The following is a 15687-nucleotide window of genomic DNA, read 5'->3' as shown; positions in this document are numbered from 1 at the left end:
CTATTGAAACACTTATTATGAGTCGATCACAATAAGGCTTGGCTTACTTTCGGCAAATCCAGGAATTCCTGCATGGGGTTGAGGGATTCTCCTGCCGAGCGGCCCATGGCATGGAATTTCAGGCCGCCGGCTCCGGGCTCCGGCACCACACAGCTTAGACCCGTCACGCCGGGGCGGTCCGTCAGGCCCTGGATGGCGGCGGCCAGCGCCAGCAGGTGACCCGGGGTCAGGACGGCTCCGCCCGGCGCCGGCGGCAACGCCGGGGAGAGTAGTGTGTGGTGCGCTCCGGCCTTGACCTGCGGGGCCCTGGCAGTGAGTTCCGGGAAGGTGCCGTCCGCCGGCGGGACGGGCTCTGCCTCTTGCTCCGCAGCCAGCCGGCGCAGGGCGGTGCGGAGGCCGCCGTCGTACTCTTTGAGCTCTTCCGCTGGGGCCGGCACCCGGCGCTGCGCGGGAAGGCGCAGCTGTTCGCCGGGGGTGACCGGCTCGGCGTCCCAGCGCCCGAACAAGTGGAAGGTGGGGGTGGAGGATTCCGCCTCCGGTTCGCCTATGGCCGCTCCGATGGGGTGCCACCGGTGCGCAAACATTACCGTGCAGCGGCTGGCTCCCAGGACTTCGGCGAGGGCCTGCCGGGCAACGTTGTCGCAGTGCAGCCAGTCAGTGGCCGAGCGGAGATCGAACGCGGTGGCCGGATTGGTGAGCCGGATCAGCAGATGGCCGGCGTTCAGAGCAGTCCGGGGCCGGGCAACCTCCCAGAAATCCGAGGCAAAAAGCAGCCGCCTGGACACATTCATAAGCCGATTCCTTTCCCCCGACTGAGGATACCAATCGTGTGACAGAACAGGACGCCGCTGCCCCATTAGGGTTGAGGTGTACCGGCTCACGCAGGACAGTTTCTATGTGGGCCTGCTGGGTGTGTTTGCGCTGGTGCCGCGTCAACCAGCCGGCCCGCGGGTGGGTGACATGCTGGCAGGCGCCGGGACTAAGATTTTGAGTGAAGTCTTTGTCATGCTGTTGGGCGGGGTTTTGTGCATCGCGGTGGCCTGGCCGGCGGCACAGCTGCAGCCGGGCTTCTGCAAGTACGATGCCCGCGACCCGGTGCCTTAGGACCTTGCGGTGTGGGGGCAATGCATTGTTGGCAACTTTGTCCGGTCGACGAGGAGGAGTGGACGTGCACAAGCATTACAACGGGCTGAAAACTGCGGCGCTCTTTGGCGTCCTGTGGGCGGTGCTCCTGGGCCTGGGCGGCCTGATCGGGATCAATACCCGCAGTGCAGCGCCCATCTGGATCATGGCCCTGATCGGTGTGGCCACCACGGCATACGGCTACTGGAACAGCGACAAGATTGCCATCCGTTCCATGCAGGCCTACCCTGTGACGGAGGCCCAGGCGCCACAGCTGTACCAGATTGTCCGCGAACTCTCGGTCCGGGCCAACCAGCCGATGCCGCGCATCTACCTCTCACCCACCATGAACCCGAACGCGTTCGCCACCGGCCGGAACCCCAAAAACGCCGCCGTGTGCTGCACCGAGGGGATCCTGCAGCTGCTCGATGCCCGGGAACTGCGCGGAGTTCTGGGGCACGAGCTGATGCACGTGTACAACCGGGACATCCTTACGTCCTCGGTGGCTGCCGCCGTGGCCGGCGTCATCACGTCCGTGGGCCAGATGTTGCTGTTCTTCGGCGGCGACCGGCGCAACTCCAACCCGCTGGCCATGCTGGCGATGGCGCTTTTGGCGCCGTTTGCGGCGTCGCTGATCCAGCTGGCCATCTCCAGGACCCGCGAGTACGACGCCGATGAGGACGGTTCGGAGCTCACCGGCGATCCGCTGGCACTTGCCTCGGCCCTGCGCAAGATTGAGCAGGGGGTGCGGATAGCGCCGCTGCCGCAGGAGCAGAAGCTGGTCAACACCTCGCACCTGATGATCGCCAACCCGTTCCGCGGCGGGGCGATGACCAAGCTTTTCGCCACGCACCCGCCGATGAAGGAGCGGATCGCCCGGCTGGAACGGATTGCCGGCCGGCCGCTGAACTGAGGACGACCGAGGAGGGGTGCTAGCTGCGGAAGTTGACGAACTGCAGGTCCGCCTCGTCGAAGTCCTTCAGCAGCGCCATAACAGACTGCAGGTCATCGCGGGACTTGGACGAGACGCGGAGTTCGTCGCCCTGGATCTGGGATTTGACCCCCTTGGGGCCCTCGTCGCGGATCAGCTTGTTGATCTTCTTGGCCAGATCCTGCTCGATGCCTTCCTTGATGGAGGCTTCCAGCCGGAATTCCTTGCCGGATGGGTACGGCTCACCGGTGTCCAGGGACTTCAGGGAGATGCCGCGGCGGATCAGCTTCGATTGGAGGACGTCCAGCACGGCCAGGACGCGTTCCTCCGAGTTCGCCTTCATCAGGATCTTCTCGCCGCTGAATTCGACCTCGGCGCCGACGCCCTTGAAGTCGTAGCGCTGGACCAGTTCCTTCTGTGCCTGGTTTAGCGCGTTGGCCACTTCCTGCTTGTCCACTTTGCTTACGACGTCGAACGTTGACTCGCCTGCCATGATTCTCCTTGTGCCGGTGGGTGCCCTGAAATTGGCTCTGCAGGGCGTGGATCTCTGCATTCCAGCCTAATACGGATCGCCCGGCTGTGGCGCTGCGGCGGTTGCGGCGCCGTTGTGGATTCGGTATGTTTCCGGATTCACAGTTCCCTCATAGCGGATGCACTGCGGGAACGAAGCCGGGTGATGGAGAGTTGAACGCGTTGGAAGTAGCTCGAAAGGGAACACCATGCCACGCACCGCCGTCCGTTACGTCACTCGAACCACCGCCGCAGCCGCCGGCGCCGTGGCCACCGCCGCAACCTCGGTTGCCGCAGCAGCTATCGCCGCCTCCATCATCTTCAGCCCTGTCCCGGATGCCTCGGCCCGCATGGACGGTGTGAGTGAGGACCTGCTGCGGGCGGTCCAGCTGAACCAGATCACCGAGGAGCAGGCCGTCAAGTTCGAGGCAAGGCTGGCCGGACGGATTCTCGGCGACGCCTGAGCCCCCCGTTTTTCGCGGAATTGCGGGGCTTCCGGCGGCGTTTTGAGGGGCCCGCCGCCTCGATTCGATGTTTCGGCAGAAGTTCTGTAAAGTTGTCTTGCCCGCGGTTACTGGAAGCGGAACGGCCCGGAAACGGACGTTCTGCACACTGCAGCCGGGGGTGATCTTCTTTTGAAGTTCGGCAGATTACCCGAGCGGCCAAAGGGGGCTGACTGTAAATCAGCTGGCAACGCCTACGGGGGTTCGAATCCCTCATCTGCCACCCAAGGAAAAGCCTCCGGAACCCATCAGGTTCCGGAGGCTTTTTTGTGCCCGAAATCAGAGGAGGGGCCGTCGTCGACATCAGTGTTGGCCCCGGCGTAGGCTGGCACCATCGGCGCATATGTCCCCGATGCCTTGCGTCGATACATCACTCGATGAAGGAGAACCAATGAGCGTTGTACGTGAATTTATGACCACGGATGCACAGTGTATTAAGGAGCATCAGTCCCTCGCAGATGCCGCTCGGATGATGTTGGATCTGGACTGCGGATCGCTGCCGATCTGCGGCGATGACGGCAAGTTGAAGGGCATGATCACCGACCGCGACATCGTGGTCAGGTGCGTTGCCGCCGGCCGTGATCCCCGCGAGATGCTGGCCAGCGAGCTGGCCACCGGCAGGCCCCACTGGGTTGACGCCGATGCCAGTGTTGACGCAGCGATCGAAATCATGGAGCGGCACCAGGTAAGGCGGCTCCCGGTTATTGGCGACCACAAGATGGTTGGCATCATCAGCCAGGGCGACATTGCGCGCAACTACACCGAGGAGCGCGTGGGCGAACTGGTGGAGCACATTTCGGAACGCCACCCGATGTCTGCATAGTCAGGCAAATTCCCGCATGGCCTTGTTCGCGGCTCCTTGCCTTAAGGTTCGGAACCGCGAACAAGCTTCGGAAACGCTGGACCGCGTACCGGGGCCGGACCTGCCTATCAGTTGAGCGCGATCAGAAGCATCTGGTTGGTCCCGGGGATGCAGGTCTGCAGGATGGCCCGGGGGAAGCCGCCGAATACCGTGATGACATCGTTGGTGGTTCCCGGGTTGGGGACCTGGCCCCTCGCTGCCGCTGTGTAGATCCCGTAGCCCGGAATGCTGACGGTCTCGCCCACGCCGATGCCGGAGAAACGCGCCACCCGCCGCAGAAGTCGTGCTCCGTGATGAAGAGCGAGTTGCCGTCGTTTGGCGTGTAGTGGATGGGCCCCATGCAGGCGTCCAGCATGGCCTGTCCGCCAGTGCCCGCGACGTAGATGGTGCGGACAGCGGGCGCGGCCTGGACCGGCGCCGGGGCGGGGACGTAGGCCGGTGAAGCAGCGACGGGGTCAGTGCATGCCGTAGCCGGGGCTGGAGCGGAAACCTCGACGGCGGGTCCCGTCAGCTTCAGCATCTGGCCTGGGACGATGATGCTGTACAGGCCCAATCCGTTGGCGGCCAGCATTGCGTTCGTGTCAACGCCGTACCTGCCCGCAATCCCACCGACAGTGTCGCCGGGAGCCACCGTGTAGAGGTTGGGGTCGGCCGCTGGTGCCGGAGTAGGTTCGGGCGCTGGAGGTGGGGGGCCTCGGCCGGGGCCGCGGGCGCCGCGGCTGTGACTTCAGGCTGCGCGGTGCCGGCTGCCGCCCCATCAAAGTCAACGGACCCAACATAAGGCGCGTCCAGGGGCACCGCCGCCAAAGGCCGGGCAACCCGCACTACGGGAGAGGCCGCCGTCGTAGTGGCCCCCGGTGGCACCGACAACTCTGCCGTGGGGGCGGGGCCGGCCAGGTGGTGGTGGTGGCCCACCACAGGGCGTCTCCGAAGGTCAGGATCTTGGCATCCGGGGCAGGCTGTTCAATGTCCAACACCGCCAGCGCGCCAACGAATACCAGGAGCGCCGCCGACCCGGCCACGTACGTGTCCACCCGGCCCCTCAGGGTTTCGCCGATGGTCCTGTGCAGGACCGAAAGCAGTGTAACCAGCCGGAGCAGGCGCAGCGGCCGGAAATGGAAGGGCCACGATCAGCAGTTCGTGCAGGTTCCATACAAATCAACGGCGTCACTCTCTGGCCAGCCACCGTTTCGTAGCGTTATCCGGGGCGAAGATACCCCACGTCAGCAACATCACGGTCTCGAGCTATTCTGCACTCGGCGAGGTCGCGGTAGCGTTGTTGCGTCATGGGCCACGTCCACGTGGCGGCCCAGCTTCTTTGGACTTGCCAGTAAGTTACTGCCGGGTAACATGGAGGCATGCACCTGCTTTTGCGAACGCTTCTGATGCTGTTCACCGCCGCCCGCCGCTCCGCGCTGACCATCTGGGACACATCGTCCCTGCCGCTGCGCGTCCTGCCCACCGATATCGACATCGCCATGCACGTCAACAACGGCATGTACTTTTCCCTCATGGACCTGGGCCGGTTCGACCTGATGGTCCGCAGCGGCGTGTGGAAGACGATGCGCCGGCGCGGCTGGACACCGGTGGCGGCGGGGGAGACCATCGCTTTCCGGAAGTCGCTGCAGCTCTGGCAGCGGTACACCATCGAAACGAGGATCATCGGCCTGGATGCCAAGGCCATCTACTTTGAGCAGCGCATGGTGTCCGACGGCGAGATTTACGCGCGTGCCTACATCGCCACCCGCTTGGTCTGCAAGGGCAAGCCGGTGAGCCAGGAGGAGATCCTGCGCGAGTTCGGGCAGCCCCCGGCAGATATGGTGCTGCCCGAATGGATCCACGAGTGGCGCGAGACCAACGCACTGCCCGGCAGCCGGACGCCGGCGCCGCACCTTTGGGAAAGCCTCAACCGGGAACCTCGGCCCTGACCGCAGACCCCGGCCGCTGGCCACCCTGACCGGCGCCAACCCTGGCCGCCGGTTACCCGGAAAGCTACGTGCCGACGTCGCGCCTGTCCACAGAGAAGGCGGCCACGGCCACCAGCGCCGCCGAAATTCCCCAGATCCACCCTGCCGCAGCCCAGTCCGCGCCGTTGACCACCGGTGAATTACCGTAAGCCCAGTGGTATGGGCTCAGATTCAGCAGCCACCCAACGTCCTCGCTCTGCCGGCCGACGGCGTTGAAGGTGTATCCAAGGACTCCGACGGCGGCGCCCGCGGCCAGTCCGTACGTCCGCCTTCCGGACATAGCGCCGGCGCATAGCGCGGTCGTTCCGCTCAGCAGTGCCAGCCCTGCAAACAGCACTGCTGCGCCGAAGAGGTTATCGGGCCGTATGGCCAGGTGGGCCGAATCATTGAGCAGCCGGACCATGGCAAAGACCAGGGCCGCGAGCAGCACCACACGAAGGAAGAGGGAGAGTGCGCGTTCCAGGACCACCTGGACGCGGGTCACCCCGTGGGCGAGGGTCAGCTCCAGCTGCCCGGACTCTTCGTCGCCGCCCACCGCGGCGGCACCCCACCCGACAGAAGCGATGGTCATCAGCAGGAAGCCGAGCAGGCCGAACAGCGTGGCCTGGGTGTACCCGGGACCGGTGGCGATCTGGTCGTAGTTCAGCGCCTTGGTCATCTCGGCCGGGAGGGAATCGATCATGCCCTGCATCTCCGTACTCCCGCCGATGGACGGGTACAGCGGCAGGTACAGGAACGTGGCGCCGGCCAGGGCGGCAGCCCATGCCGTGGTGGAGCGCCAGGAATCCAAGAAGGCCCGGCGGAACAGCGGCAGCGTGGTGCTCATCGCACGGCCTCCCGCTGCTCGGTGTCGTCGGGACCTGCGTCCGCGGGACTTGAATACATCTTGAGCACTGACTCCTCAAGATCCGGTTCCGCCAGCACCAGGTCCGTCAGCTCCAGCGTTCCCAGGGCCCTGACCAGCGGCTGGATGGCCCCCTCCAGCGTGGCGGTCAAGGTGATGCTGCCGCCGGACTCCAGCACCTCAACGTGCCCGACGCCGGGTACCCCAGCCAGCAGCGCGCCGGCGTCGTGCGCTGTTATTCCGATCGCTGTGAACCGGACCCGGCGCACCGCACCTTCCCGAAGCCCGCTCACGGACTCGACGGCGATGATCCGGCCATCCCGGAGGATGGCCACCGTGTCTGCGGTCTGCTGGACCTCGCTGAGGACGTGGGAGCTGAGGAAGATGGTCTGGCCGTTGTGCTGCGCCTCGCGGACCATGGCATGGAATTCCTGCTGGACCAGCGGATCCAGGCCGCTGGTGGGCTCATCGAGGACCAGGAGCTCGGGGTCGTGCATAAACGCCTGGACCAGGCCCAACTTCTGTTTGTTGCCTTTGGACAGCTTGCGCGTGTGGCGGTCCAGGTCGAGCCCAAGCCGTTCGGCCAGGTCTTCGATCCTGCCCGGGGGCACCGGACCGCTGATGGCCTGGTAGTGGGCCAGGAGTGTCCGGCCCGTGACGCGGCCCTCGAGGAACAGCTCACCCGGAAGGTAGCCGATCCGCCGGCGGAGTTCCGGACCACCCGCCCGGGGGTCCTTGCCCAGGACCCGGACCTGCCCGGAGGTGGGACGGATGATGTCCAGTAGGCAGCGCATGGTGGTGGTCTTGCCGGCGCCGTTGGGGCCTATCACGCCGAACACGGAGCCTGCCTCGACCGCGAAATCCACCCCGTGGAGCACCTCGCGCCGGCCGAATTTCTTCGTCAGGGACTGGGCGGAGATAGCCTGGTCCATGAACCCTCCTGGATGCGGCAGTCGGCGGCTGATGACCCCAAGGGTAGGCCTCACAATGCCCGGTGTACACGGCCCCGCACCGGATATTCCCGATGACGCGGGGAGCGAACAGGGGACGCCCGGCCGGGACATCGGCCTGCGCCTCGCGTACCGTTGAAGGCATGGCTACCGTAGATATCACAGGTGAACAGTTCGCATCGACCATCGAAGGCAACGACATTGTCCTGGTGGACTTCTGGGCTGAATGGTGCGGTCCCTGCAAGCAGTTCGGGCCCACGTACAAGGCCGTGTCGGAGAAGCACTCCGACGTCCTGTTCACAAAGGTGGACACCGAGGCGCAGCAGCAGCTCGCCGCCGAGGCCGGAATTACTTCCATCCCCACGCTGATGGCGTTCCGCGAAAAGGTCCTGGTCTTCTCCCAGCCGGGTGCCCTGAACGCCCAGCAGCTGGAGCAGGTTGTTGACGCGGTCAAGGCCCTGGACATGGAGGAGGTCCACGCCCATGTGGCGCGCTCGCAGGCAGAAGCCGCAGCCGCCGCGGAAAGCAACCCGGCCACCGCCGGAAAGACGTCCGGCCCCCAGGATGGCACACAGATCCCGGATATCTAAGCGCCCTTACCTGCAACGCGGGGTCACTTCGCGCCCATAAATCTTGGTTAGATGGGCGCGAAGTGACCCCGCGTTGTGGTTTGCGGAAGGTTACAGGCGTTCCAGCTGCACGGGCTCGGCCAGCAGCGCGCTCAGGGATTCGTTCAGGTCCTGGACGGCGGTGCCCCTGGAATGCTTCGCAAGCAGTTCCTCGGATTCCCACTGTTCCGTCAGGACCAGCTTCTCTTCAGTAGCTTCGGTCAGCTCGTAGCGGATGCAGCCGGCTTCGTTGACCACCTCGTCGATGGCGATTTCCAGGGCGAGCTTCACACGGAAGAACTCGCCGTCGTTGGGGATGAACGTTGCCTGCAGGTCGATGGGTGCACTCATGGATTTCACAATACCGGGAGCCGGCATGCAGGCCCGCCCTGTTTACGCGCGGGCACCCTCCTGTTGCGCTTCTCCTGCGCTTTCATTGCCGGGGGCCAGGCGGTAGCGTGCCAGCATGCGCGCTTACACAGCCGGGGACACTGACGTCCCGCTTCTCGAGGAAACCATCGGCCGGAACTTCGAGCGGGTGGTGGCCCGGTTCCCCTTCCACGACGCGCTGATCGAGGCCGCGCCGGTGCCGGGCGCCGACGCCCGACGATGGAGCTACACCAAAATGAACGACGACGTCGATCGCCTCGCGCGTGCGCTCCTCGCCTCGGGGGTGGCCAAGGGGGACCGGGTTGGCATCTGGTCCCCGAACTGCGCCGAATGGACGCTGCTGCAGTACGCCACGGCCAAGGCCGGCGCTATCCTGGTCAACGTGAACCCGGCCTACCGGAGCCACGAGTTGGAGTTTGTGGTGAAGCAGAACGGCATGCGGATGCTGGTGACGGCGCCGTCGGACCGGAACAGCGACTACGTGGGGATGGCGCGCCAGGCGCTCGCCGGCTGCCCGGACCTGCGGGAACTGGTGTTCCTGCCGGATTACGGCCTGGACGAGCTTGACGCCGGGGACCCCAAAAGCCACGGGGAGCTGACGTATGCCGAGCTGCTTAAGCGGGCCGACGCCGTCGGCCATTCCGGTCTGAAGGCCCGCATGGCGGAGCTGGGCCCGCACGATCCCATCAACCTGCAGTACACGTCCGGGACCACGGGCTTCCCCAAAGGCGCAACGCTGACGCACCACAACATCCTGAACAACGGCTACTCCATCGGTGAACTACTGGGCTACACCGAGCACGACCGGGTGGTGATCCCGGTGCCGTTCTACCACTGCTTCGGGATGGTGATCGGGAACCTGGCGGCCCTCAGCCACGGTGCGGCCACCATCATCCCCGGCCGCGGCTTCACGCCGGCGGCGGCGCTGGAAGCCGTCCAGGACTTTGGCGGGACATCGCTGTACGGCGTGCCCACCATGTTCATCGCCGAACTGGCACTGCCGGACTTTGCCTCCTATGACCTGGCCACGCTCCGGACCGGTGTCATGGCAGGATCGGTGTGCCCCATCGACGTGATGAACCGGGTGATCTCGGAGATGCACATGGTGGACGTGGCCATTTGCTACGGCATGACCGAGACATCCCCGGTGTCCACAATGACCCGCAAGGGTGACACTCTGCAGCATCGCACCGAAACCGTGGGCCGCACCATGCCCAGGCTGGAAAGCCAAATCATCGACCCGGGCACCGGCGAAGTGCTGGAGCGCGGCGGGATCGGAGAGCTGTGCACGCGCGGCTATGCCGTCATGGCCGGGTACTGGGAGCAGCCGGACAAGACCGCGGAAGCCATCGATGCCGACGGCTGGATGCACACCGGCGACCTCGCCCGGATGGACGACCAGGGTTACGCGGTGATCGAGGGCCGGATCGAGGACCTCGTGATCCGCGGCGGCGAAAACATCTACCCGCGCGAGATCGAGGAATTCCTGTACAGCCACCCGTCCATCCAGGATGTGCAGGTGATCGGAGTGCCCGATGCCAAATACGGCGAGGAACTGATGGCCTGCATCATCCTCGCTCCGGGGGCGGAACCGCTGGACGCGGCTTCACTTGCGGATTTCTGCCGGGGCAAGCTGGCACATTACAAGATCCCGCGCTACGTGGACGTCCGCGAAAGCTTCCCCATGACCGTTTCCGGGAAGATCCGCAAAGTGGAGATGCGCGAGGAAGCCGTGGGCCGGCTGGGCCTCTGACGCACCCCCATAGCAACGCGGGGTCACTTACGGCCCATGTTTGCATCCCGGATGGGCCGTAAGTGACCCCGCGTTGGGGTGGATGAAACCGGGCCTGTGGATAACTCAGTATCCTCTCAACGGTGCGGACAGAATGGTGCACATGGTCCGCATCACGCCCTTGCCGCAGACGCTCAACACCCAGCCGTTCACCATCTATGAGTCCCGGATGCTGGGGGTCGCGCCCAAGCGCCTTCGCGCCAGGGACGTGCTCGACGGCGGACGGCTGATTTACCTGCCTGCCGGCCGTGAGTTTGTCCTTGCCGAACGGTCCCGGGTCCTTGCCGCGGCAACGCCCGGAGCCTGGGTTTCCCACGAGAGCGCGGCAATACTGACCGGGCTCGGCCTGCCGCCCTGGCTGGGTAAGGAGGAAACGATCCACCTCAGCAAACCCCACGGACTTCCTCGGGTCCGCCGTGCCGGAGTGGCCGGCCACCGGGTGCATGCGCTGCCCGGCGAGGTCATGGAAATCGACGGAATCCCAGTCTCCGTCCCGCCCCGGACCTGGCTTGATCTGGCGCATCACGTACCGCTGGCATATGTGATCGCCATGGGAGACCAGCTGATCCGCATGCCTCGGCCCGGTCTTGAAGGAAGGACCGAACCATACGCCTTCAAGGAAGGACTGCGATTGCTCATCCGGCAGCATCCAAACATGAAGGGTGTGGAGAAGGCCCGGCTTGCCCTGGACGAGATGAGAGTCGGCGCGGACTCGTTTCCGGAGACATTCCTACGCCTGGCCATGCTGGATGCCCGACTTCCTGAGCCGGAATTGCAGCTCCGTCTGGATCCGGATGACCCGTGGTCGCCGTCCGCGGACCTGGGCTACCGGCGCTTCAGGACCGCAGTGCAGTACGACGGCGCCCCTCATCTCACCCGGGATCAGCAGTCGCGGGACAACCGCCGGGACGAAGGCTTCACCAATGCCGGTTGGTCCTATTTCAAGGCCAACGCGGATGACCTTGCCGAAGGATTCACCAGCCTCATCGCCAGGATCAAGAAGGCCAAACTCCGCTCCCTCTAGTCCAATGCGGGGTCACTTAGCGCCCATGTTGGCGTCCCGCATGGGCGCTAAGTGACCCCGCGTTGCTTTCGGTGGTCAGTGCCGGCGGTGGTCCTGGATGGTCATCCGCGGCCCGAACGTCGGTTTGCGGAAGCCGCTCAGGCCGATCATCCGGACCACCCGCTGCCGGTGCCCGGTCCATGGCTCAAGCAAGGCCAGCATGCCGGCGTCGTCCGTCCGGCGGCCGGTGAGGGCGGCGCCCACATAGGCGGCGAGGTGGTAGTCGCCCACCGCGATGGAGTCCGGGCATCCATGCGTGCGCTGTACCACTTCGGCCGCGGTCCACACCCCGATGCCGGGGATCACCTGCAGCTTTGCTGCCGCATCCGCGGACGGCAGGGCGGCCAGCCGTTCAAGCGCGACGGCGGATCGCAGGGCCCGCATGACGGTCGCCGAACGCTGGGGTCCTACGCCGGCCTGGTGCCATTCCCACGAGGGGATGCGCTGCCACTGCTCAGGGGTGGGCTGGAGGCGGAGCCCTTCCGGCGCCGCGCTTCCGGCCGCCGGAGCCGGCGAGCCGAACCGGTACATCAGGTACCGGTAGCCGCGGCGGGCCTCAATAACGGTGACCTTCTGCTCGAGGATAGTGGGCACGAGGCAATCAACCACCCGCCCGGTCGAAGGGAGATGGACAGCCAGGTTCCGGCGTCGGGCGTCCCGGACCATCCTTGGGAGCGTGGCGTGGAAGTCCGGTTCGTCAAACGCCGACCAGTCGTCCCCGGCGCCCAGAAACCGGGGCACTCCGGCGAGTCCGGCGGCAGAACCGGGACCCCAGGCCTGCGCGTCAACAGCGGCGTCAACAGCCCCGTCCGCAGCAGCGGTGAGGCGCAGCGTGACCGGGCCGTCCGGCGTCGTAAACGCTGTCCATATCCCGTTAGGCCCGAACGAAAACGACGGATCACCGGTACCCCGCAGGAGCGTTCCCAGCGTCTGGTGCAGGCTGTACGGGCCGTCCGGATGCCAGCGCAGGGACGCATCCGCGGCGGCTGCAAGCCGGGCCGGAGCGTCAAGGATGGTCATGTATTCATGGTCCCACGGTGGGCTGACAACGTAGCTTCCGGAGGCCCTTACAGTCCGAAGACGCCAGGACTAGACTCCATCGTGTGGCGCAGGGCGTCCGCGCTTTTCCCCTCGCATTCAAAGGAGCATGCAGTGGCTGGAGTTGTGCATTTCGAGATCCCCACCGGTGACAAAGAACGCGCCAACACCTTCTACCAGAGCGCGTTCGGCTGCACCCTGCTCCCCATGCAGGGGATGGACTACACCAGCGCCATCACTACGCCGTCGGACGAACAGACAGGCATGCCGAGCGCGCCGGGGCCATCAACCGTGGCCCAGGCCAAGGACGCCGTTCCCGGCATGGGCTGGTACGCCTATTTCAAGGACACCGAAGTCAACATCATGGGCCTCTGGCAGACGGATTCCTCGGCGGGGAGCTGAGCCCCGGGCAGGACCAACGGCGGCAGGCGGTAACTTTGTACCTATGAAGTACGCGCAGTCCGTCCTGGACCTCATCGGAAACACGCCGCTCATCAAGCTCAACCACGTAACGGAAGGCCTCAAAGCCACTGTCCTGGTCAAGCTGGAATACATCAATCCTGGCGGCTCCATCAAGGACCGCATCGCGGTGAAAATGATCGAAGAGGCCGAACGGACCGGCAAGCTCCTGCCTGGCGGGACCATCGTTGAGCCGACGTCGGGCAACACCGGTGTTGGTCTGGCGCTCGTTGCCCAGCAAAAGGGCTACAAATGCATCTTCGTGGTGCCGGACAAGGTGGGCGAGGACAAGCGCGCCGTGCTTCAGGCGTATGGCGCCGAGGTCGTGGTCACCCCCACGTCTGTGGCCCCGGACAGCCCGCAGAGTTATTACAGCGTCTCGGACCGGCTCGTCACGGAAATTCCGGGTGCCTACAAGCCTGACCAGTTCTCCAACCCGGCCGCGCCCGGCAGCCACTACGAGTCCACAGGACCGGAGATCTGGCAGGACACGGACGGCACGGTGACGCACTGCGTGATCGGCGCCGGCACCGGCGGCACCATCACCGGCACCGGCCGTTTCCTCAAGGAGATCTCGGCGGAGCGTCCGGAGGCCGACGGCGGCCGGGTCAGGATCATCGGGGCGGACCCCGCAGGTTCGGTCTACTCCGGCGGCACCGGGCGCCCGTACTTCGTGGAGGGAGTGGGTGAGGACATGTGGCCGGCCAACTACGACAAATCCGTGCCGGACGACGTCATTGCCGTCACCGACGCCGATTCCTTCGCCATGACCCGGCGGCTGGCCCGCGAGGAAGGGCTGCTGGTGGGCGGCTCGTCCGGCATGGCCGTGGTGGCAGCACTGGAGACCGCCCGCGACCTCCCCGATAGCGCCGTGGTGGTGGTCATCCTCCCGGACTCCGGCCGCGGCTACCTGGCCAAGATCTTCAACGACCAGTGGATGCGTTCCTACGGCTTCCTCTCCGGCGGCGAAGAAGCCTCCGTGGGTGAGGTCATCAAGACCAAGAACGGCGAGCTGCCGGATCTGGTCCACATCCACCCCAACGAGACCGTCCGTGATGTCATCAACATCATGAACGAGTTCGGCGTCAGCCACATCCCGGTCCTCTCGCAGGAACCGCCGGTGGTCATGGGCGAGGTCCTGGGCGCCGTGGATGAGCGCAGCCTGACCTCCAAGCTGTTCCGCGGCGAAGCCAAGCTGACGGACAAGATCTCCGAGCACATGGGGCCCCGCCTGCCCGTCATCGGCTCACTGGAAACCATCTCCGCAGCCCGCGAGCTGCTCTCCGACGTGGACACCGTGATGGTGACGTTCGTCGGCGCGCCCGTGGGAATCCTCACCCGCCACGACCTCCTCGCCTACCTCAGCAACTAATACCCCGGTGGTTGAGCCTGTCGAAACCAGGATCTCGACAGGCTCGATCACCGCATGAAAGGACCTTCAAATGTCTGCAGAAAACCAGGGTTTCAACACGCGCGCCGTCCACGCCGGCCAGGCCTTCGAGCCCCGCACCGGCGCCGTGGTCCCGCCGGTGCACTTCAGCTCCACGTACGCCCAGGACGGAATCGGCGGGCTCCGCGACGGCTACGAATACGGCCGCGGCACCAACCCAACGCGCGACGCCCTGCAGGAGCAGCTCGCGGCGCTCGAAGGCGGAAGCCATGCGTACTCCTTCAGCTCCGGCCTCGCGGCGGAGGACTCCCTGATCCGGGCGCTGACCCGGCCCGGCGACCATATTGTGCTCGGCAACGACGCCTACGGCGGCACCTACCGGCTCATCAACCGCGTGCTCGGGGACTGGGGGATCGGCAACACGCCCGTGGACATGGCGGACCTGGACGCGGTGCGCAAAGCCGTGGCCGCGAGCAAGACCCGCTTCGTCTGGGTGGAGACCCCTTCCAACCCGCTGATGAAGATCACCGATATTGCGGCGCTCGCGGCGATAGCGCACGACGCCGGTGCCCTCCTCGTGGTGGACAATACCTTCGCGTCGCCCTACCTTCAGACCCCGCTCGCCCTGGGTGCCGACGTCGTGGTCCACTCCACCACCAAGTACATCGGCGGGCACTCCGATGTGGTGGGCGGCGCCATTGTGGTCAACGACGCGGAGCTCGCGGAGAAGATCGGCTTTGTGCAGTTCGCCGTGGGCGCGGTGTCCGGCCCGATGGACGCGTTCCTCACTACCCGTGGCCTGAAGACGCTCGGCGTGCGGATGGACCGGCACAGCGACAACGGCCAGGCCGTGGCCGAATGGCTGCTGCAGCGCCCCGAGGTGGAGGCTGTGCTGTACCCGGGCCTGCCCTCCCACCCGGGCCACGAGCTGGCGAGGAAGCAGATGAAGAAGTTCGGTGGCATGGTCTCCGTCCAGTTCAAGGGCGGCGAGGCGGCGGCCCGCACGGTCGCGGAAAACACGCAGGTGTTCACGCTGGCGGAATCCCTGGGCGGCATCGAATCGCTGATGAACTACCCCTCGGAGATGACCCACGCATCGGTCAAGGGCACTGAGCTCGCGGTTCCGGTCAACCTGATCCGGCTCTCCTGCGGCATCGAGGACGTGGAAGACCTCATCGCGGACCTGGAGCGGGCTTTCACGTTCCTCGAGTAGCACCTTCCCACCACGGGCACGAGCCAAAAGGCGCCCTGGCTTTCT

Annotated in this window: 16 protein-coding genes, 1 tRNA gene and 2 pseudogenes; 12 read left to right on the top strand and 7 right to left on the bottom strand. The window is 65.6% G+C overall.

Annotated elements, in window-relative coordinates:
- Positions 1–26: 26 nt before the first annotated feature.
- Positions 27–791, bottom strand: coding sequence for a hypothetical protein (locus QK290_RS04890; protein WP_282329557.1), 765 nt, complete (start codon positions 789–791; stop codon positions 27–29).
- Positions 792–942: 151 nt separating this feature from the next.
- On the opposite strand from QK290_RS04890, the pseudogene QK290_RS04885 reads away from it, so the two are divergent.
- Both QK290_RS04885 and htpX read left to right on the top strand, forming a co-directional pair.
- Positions 943–1104: pseudogene (locus QK290_RS04885) on the top strand (MFS transporter); the annotation flags it as partial.
- A gap of 64 nt (positions 1105–1168) precedes the next feature.
- Positions 1169–2035 carry a zinc metalloprotease HtpX gene (gene htpX, locus QK290_RS04880; RefSeq protein ID WP_282329556.1) on the top strand — a complete coding sequence of 289 codons (867 nt, stop codon included), beginning with the start codon at positions 1169–1171 and terminating at the stop codon, positions 2033–2035.
- A gap of 19 nt (positions 2036–2054) precedes the next feature.
- Here the strand turns inward: htpX and QK290_RS04875 are convergent, their stop codons facing one another.
- Positions 2055–2546 (bottom strand): YajQ family cyclic di-GMP-binding protein, encoded by a 492-nt coding sequence (locus tag QK290_RS04875; RefSeq protein ID WP_104061835.1) that lies wholly within the window; start codon positions 2544–2546, stop codon positions 2055–2057.
- 226 nt (positions 2547–2772) lie between these two features.
- On the opposite strand from QK290_RS04875, the gene QK290_RS04870 reads away from it, so the two are divergent.
- The 3 genes from QK290_RS04870 (at position 2773) to QK290_RS04860 (ending at position 3889) form a co-directional block, all read left to right on the top strand.
- Positions 2773–3027, top strand: a complete 255-nt coding sequence (locus tag QK290_RS04870) for a hypothetical protein (protein ID WP_282329555.1) — start codon at positions 2773–2775, stop codon at positions 3025–3027.
- A 180-nt stretch (positions 3028–3207) separates the two neighbouring features.
- Positions 3208–3289, top strand: a tRNA-Tyr gene (locus QK290_RS04865).
- 168 nt (positions 3290–3457) lie between these two features.
- A complete protein-coding gene (locus QK290_RS04860; protein ID WP_282329554.1) occupies positions 3458–3889 on the top strand; it encodes a CBS domain-containing protein in 432 nt (143 codons plus the stop codon).
- A gap of 107 nt (positions 3890–3996) precedes the next feature.
- Here QK290_RS04860 and QK290_RS04855 read toward each other — a convergent pair.
- A pseudogene (locus tag QK290_RS04855) lies at positions 3997–4639 on the bottom strand (LysM domain-containing protein); the annotation flags it as partial.
- 647 nt (positions 4640–5286) lie between these two features.
- Here QK290_RS04855 and QK290_RS04850 point away from each other — a divergent pair.
- Positions 5287–5856, top strand: coding sequence for an acyl-CoA thioesterase (locus tag QK290_RS04850; protein ID WP_282329553.1), 570 nt, complete (start codon positions 5287–5289; stop codon positions 5854–5856).
- Between the two features lie 64 nt (positions 5857–5920).
- Here the strand turns inward: QK290_RS04850 and QK290_RS04845 are convergent, their stop codons facing one another.
- Positions 5921–6721, bottom strand: coding sequence for an ABC transporter permease subunit (locus QK290_RS04845; protein WP_282329552.1), 801 nt, complete (start codon positions 6719–6721; stop codon positions 5921–5923).
- A complete protein-coding gene (locus QK290_RS04840) occupies positions 6718–7671 on the bottom strand; it encodes an ABC transporter ATP-binding protein (protein WP_282329551.1) in 954 nt (317 codons plus the stop codon). Before QK290_RS04840 ends, QK290_RS04845 begins: the two co-directional genes overlap by 4 nt.
- 161 nt (positions 7672–7832) lie before the next feature.
- On the opposite strand from QK290_RS04840, the gene trxA reads away from it, so the two are divergent.
- Positions 7833–8279 carry a thioredoxin gene (gene trxA / locus QK290_RS04835; protein ID WP_282329550.1) on the top strand — a complete coding sequence of 149 codons (447 nt, stop codon included), beginning with the start codon at positions 7833–7835 and terminating at the stop codon, positions 8277–8279.
- A gap of 90 nt (positions 8280–8369) precedes the next feature.
- On the opposite strand, the gene QK290_RS04830 is transcribed toward trxA, so the two are convergent.
- Entirely contained in the window at positions 8370–8648 is a 279-nt protein-coding gene (locus QK290_RS04830) for an antibiotic biosynthesis monooxygenase (RefSeq protein WP_282329549.1), read from the bottom strand.
- Between the two features lie 115 nt (positions 8649–8763).
- Here QK290_RS04830 and QK290_RS04825 point away from each other — a divergent pair, with 115 nt between their 5' ends.
- Complete coding sequence (locus tag QK290_RS04825; protein ID WP_282329548.1) at positions 8764–10440, top strand: AMP-binding protein; 1677 nt, start codon at positions 8764–8766, stop codon at positions 10438–10440.
- Between the two features lie 142 nt (positions 10441–10582).
- The gene (locus QK290_RS04820) at positions 10583–11503 is read left to right on the top strand and encodes a hypothetical protein (RefSeq protein WP_282329547.1); all 921 of its coding nucleotides are present in this window, start codon (positions 10583–10585) and stop codon (positions 11501–11503) included.
- Between the two features lie 75 nt (positions 11504–11578).
- On the opposite strand, the gene QK290_RS04815 is transcribed toward QK290_RS04820, so the two are convergent.
- Positions 11579–12562: a 3-methyladenine DNA glycosylase gene (locus QK290_RS04815; protein WP_282329546.1), complete on the bottom strand. Its 984-nt coding sequence runs from the start codon at positions 12560–12562 to the stop codon at positions 11579–11581.
- Positions 12563–12694: 132 nt separating this feature from the next.
- Between QK290_RS04815 and QK290_RS04810 the strand changes: the two genes are divergently transcribed.
- From QK290_RS04810 to QK290_RS04800, 3 genes are all read left to right on the top strand, one after another.
- On the top strand, positions 12695–12982 hold the full coding sequence (locus tag QK290_RS04810) for a VOC family protein (RefSeq protein WP_282329545.1): 288 nt from the start codon (positions 12695–12697) through the stop codon (positions 12980–12982).
- 43 nt (positions 12983–13025) lie between these two features.
- Positions 13026–14411: a cystathionine beta-synthase gene (locus tag QK290_RS04805; RefSeq protein ID WP_282329544.1), complete on the top strand. Its 1386-nt coding sequence runs from the start codon at positions 13026–13028 to the stop codon at positions 14409–14411.
- Between the two features lie 70 nt (positions 14412–14481).
- Positions 14482–15642 carry a cystathionine gamma-synthase gene (locus QK290_RS04800; RefSeq protein ID WP_282329543.1) on the top strand — a complete coding sequence of 387 codons (1161 nt, stop codon included), beginning with the start codon at positions 14482–14484 and terminating at the stop codon, positions 15640–15642.
- The last annotated feature ends 45 nt before the right edge of the window (positions 15643–15687 follow it).

Source organism: Pseudarthrobacter sp. AL07, assembly GCF_029960665.1.
GTDB lineage: Bacteria > Actinomycetota > Actinomycetes > Actinomycetales > Micrococcaceae > Arthrobacter.
This window is presented reverse-complemented; position numbering and strand designations above follow the sequence as displayed.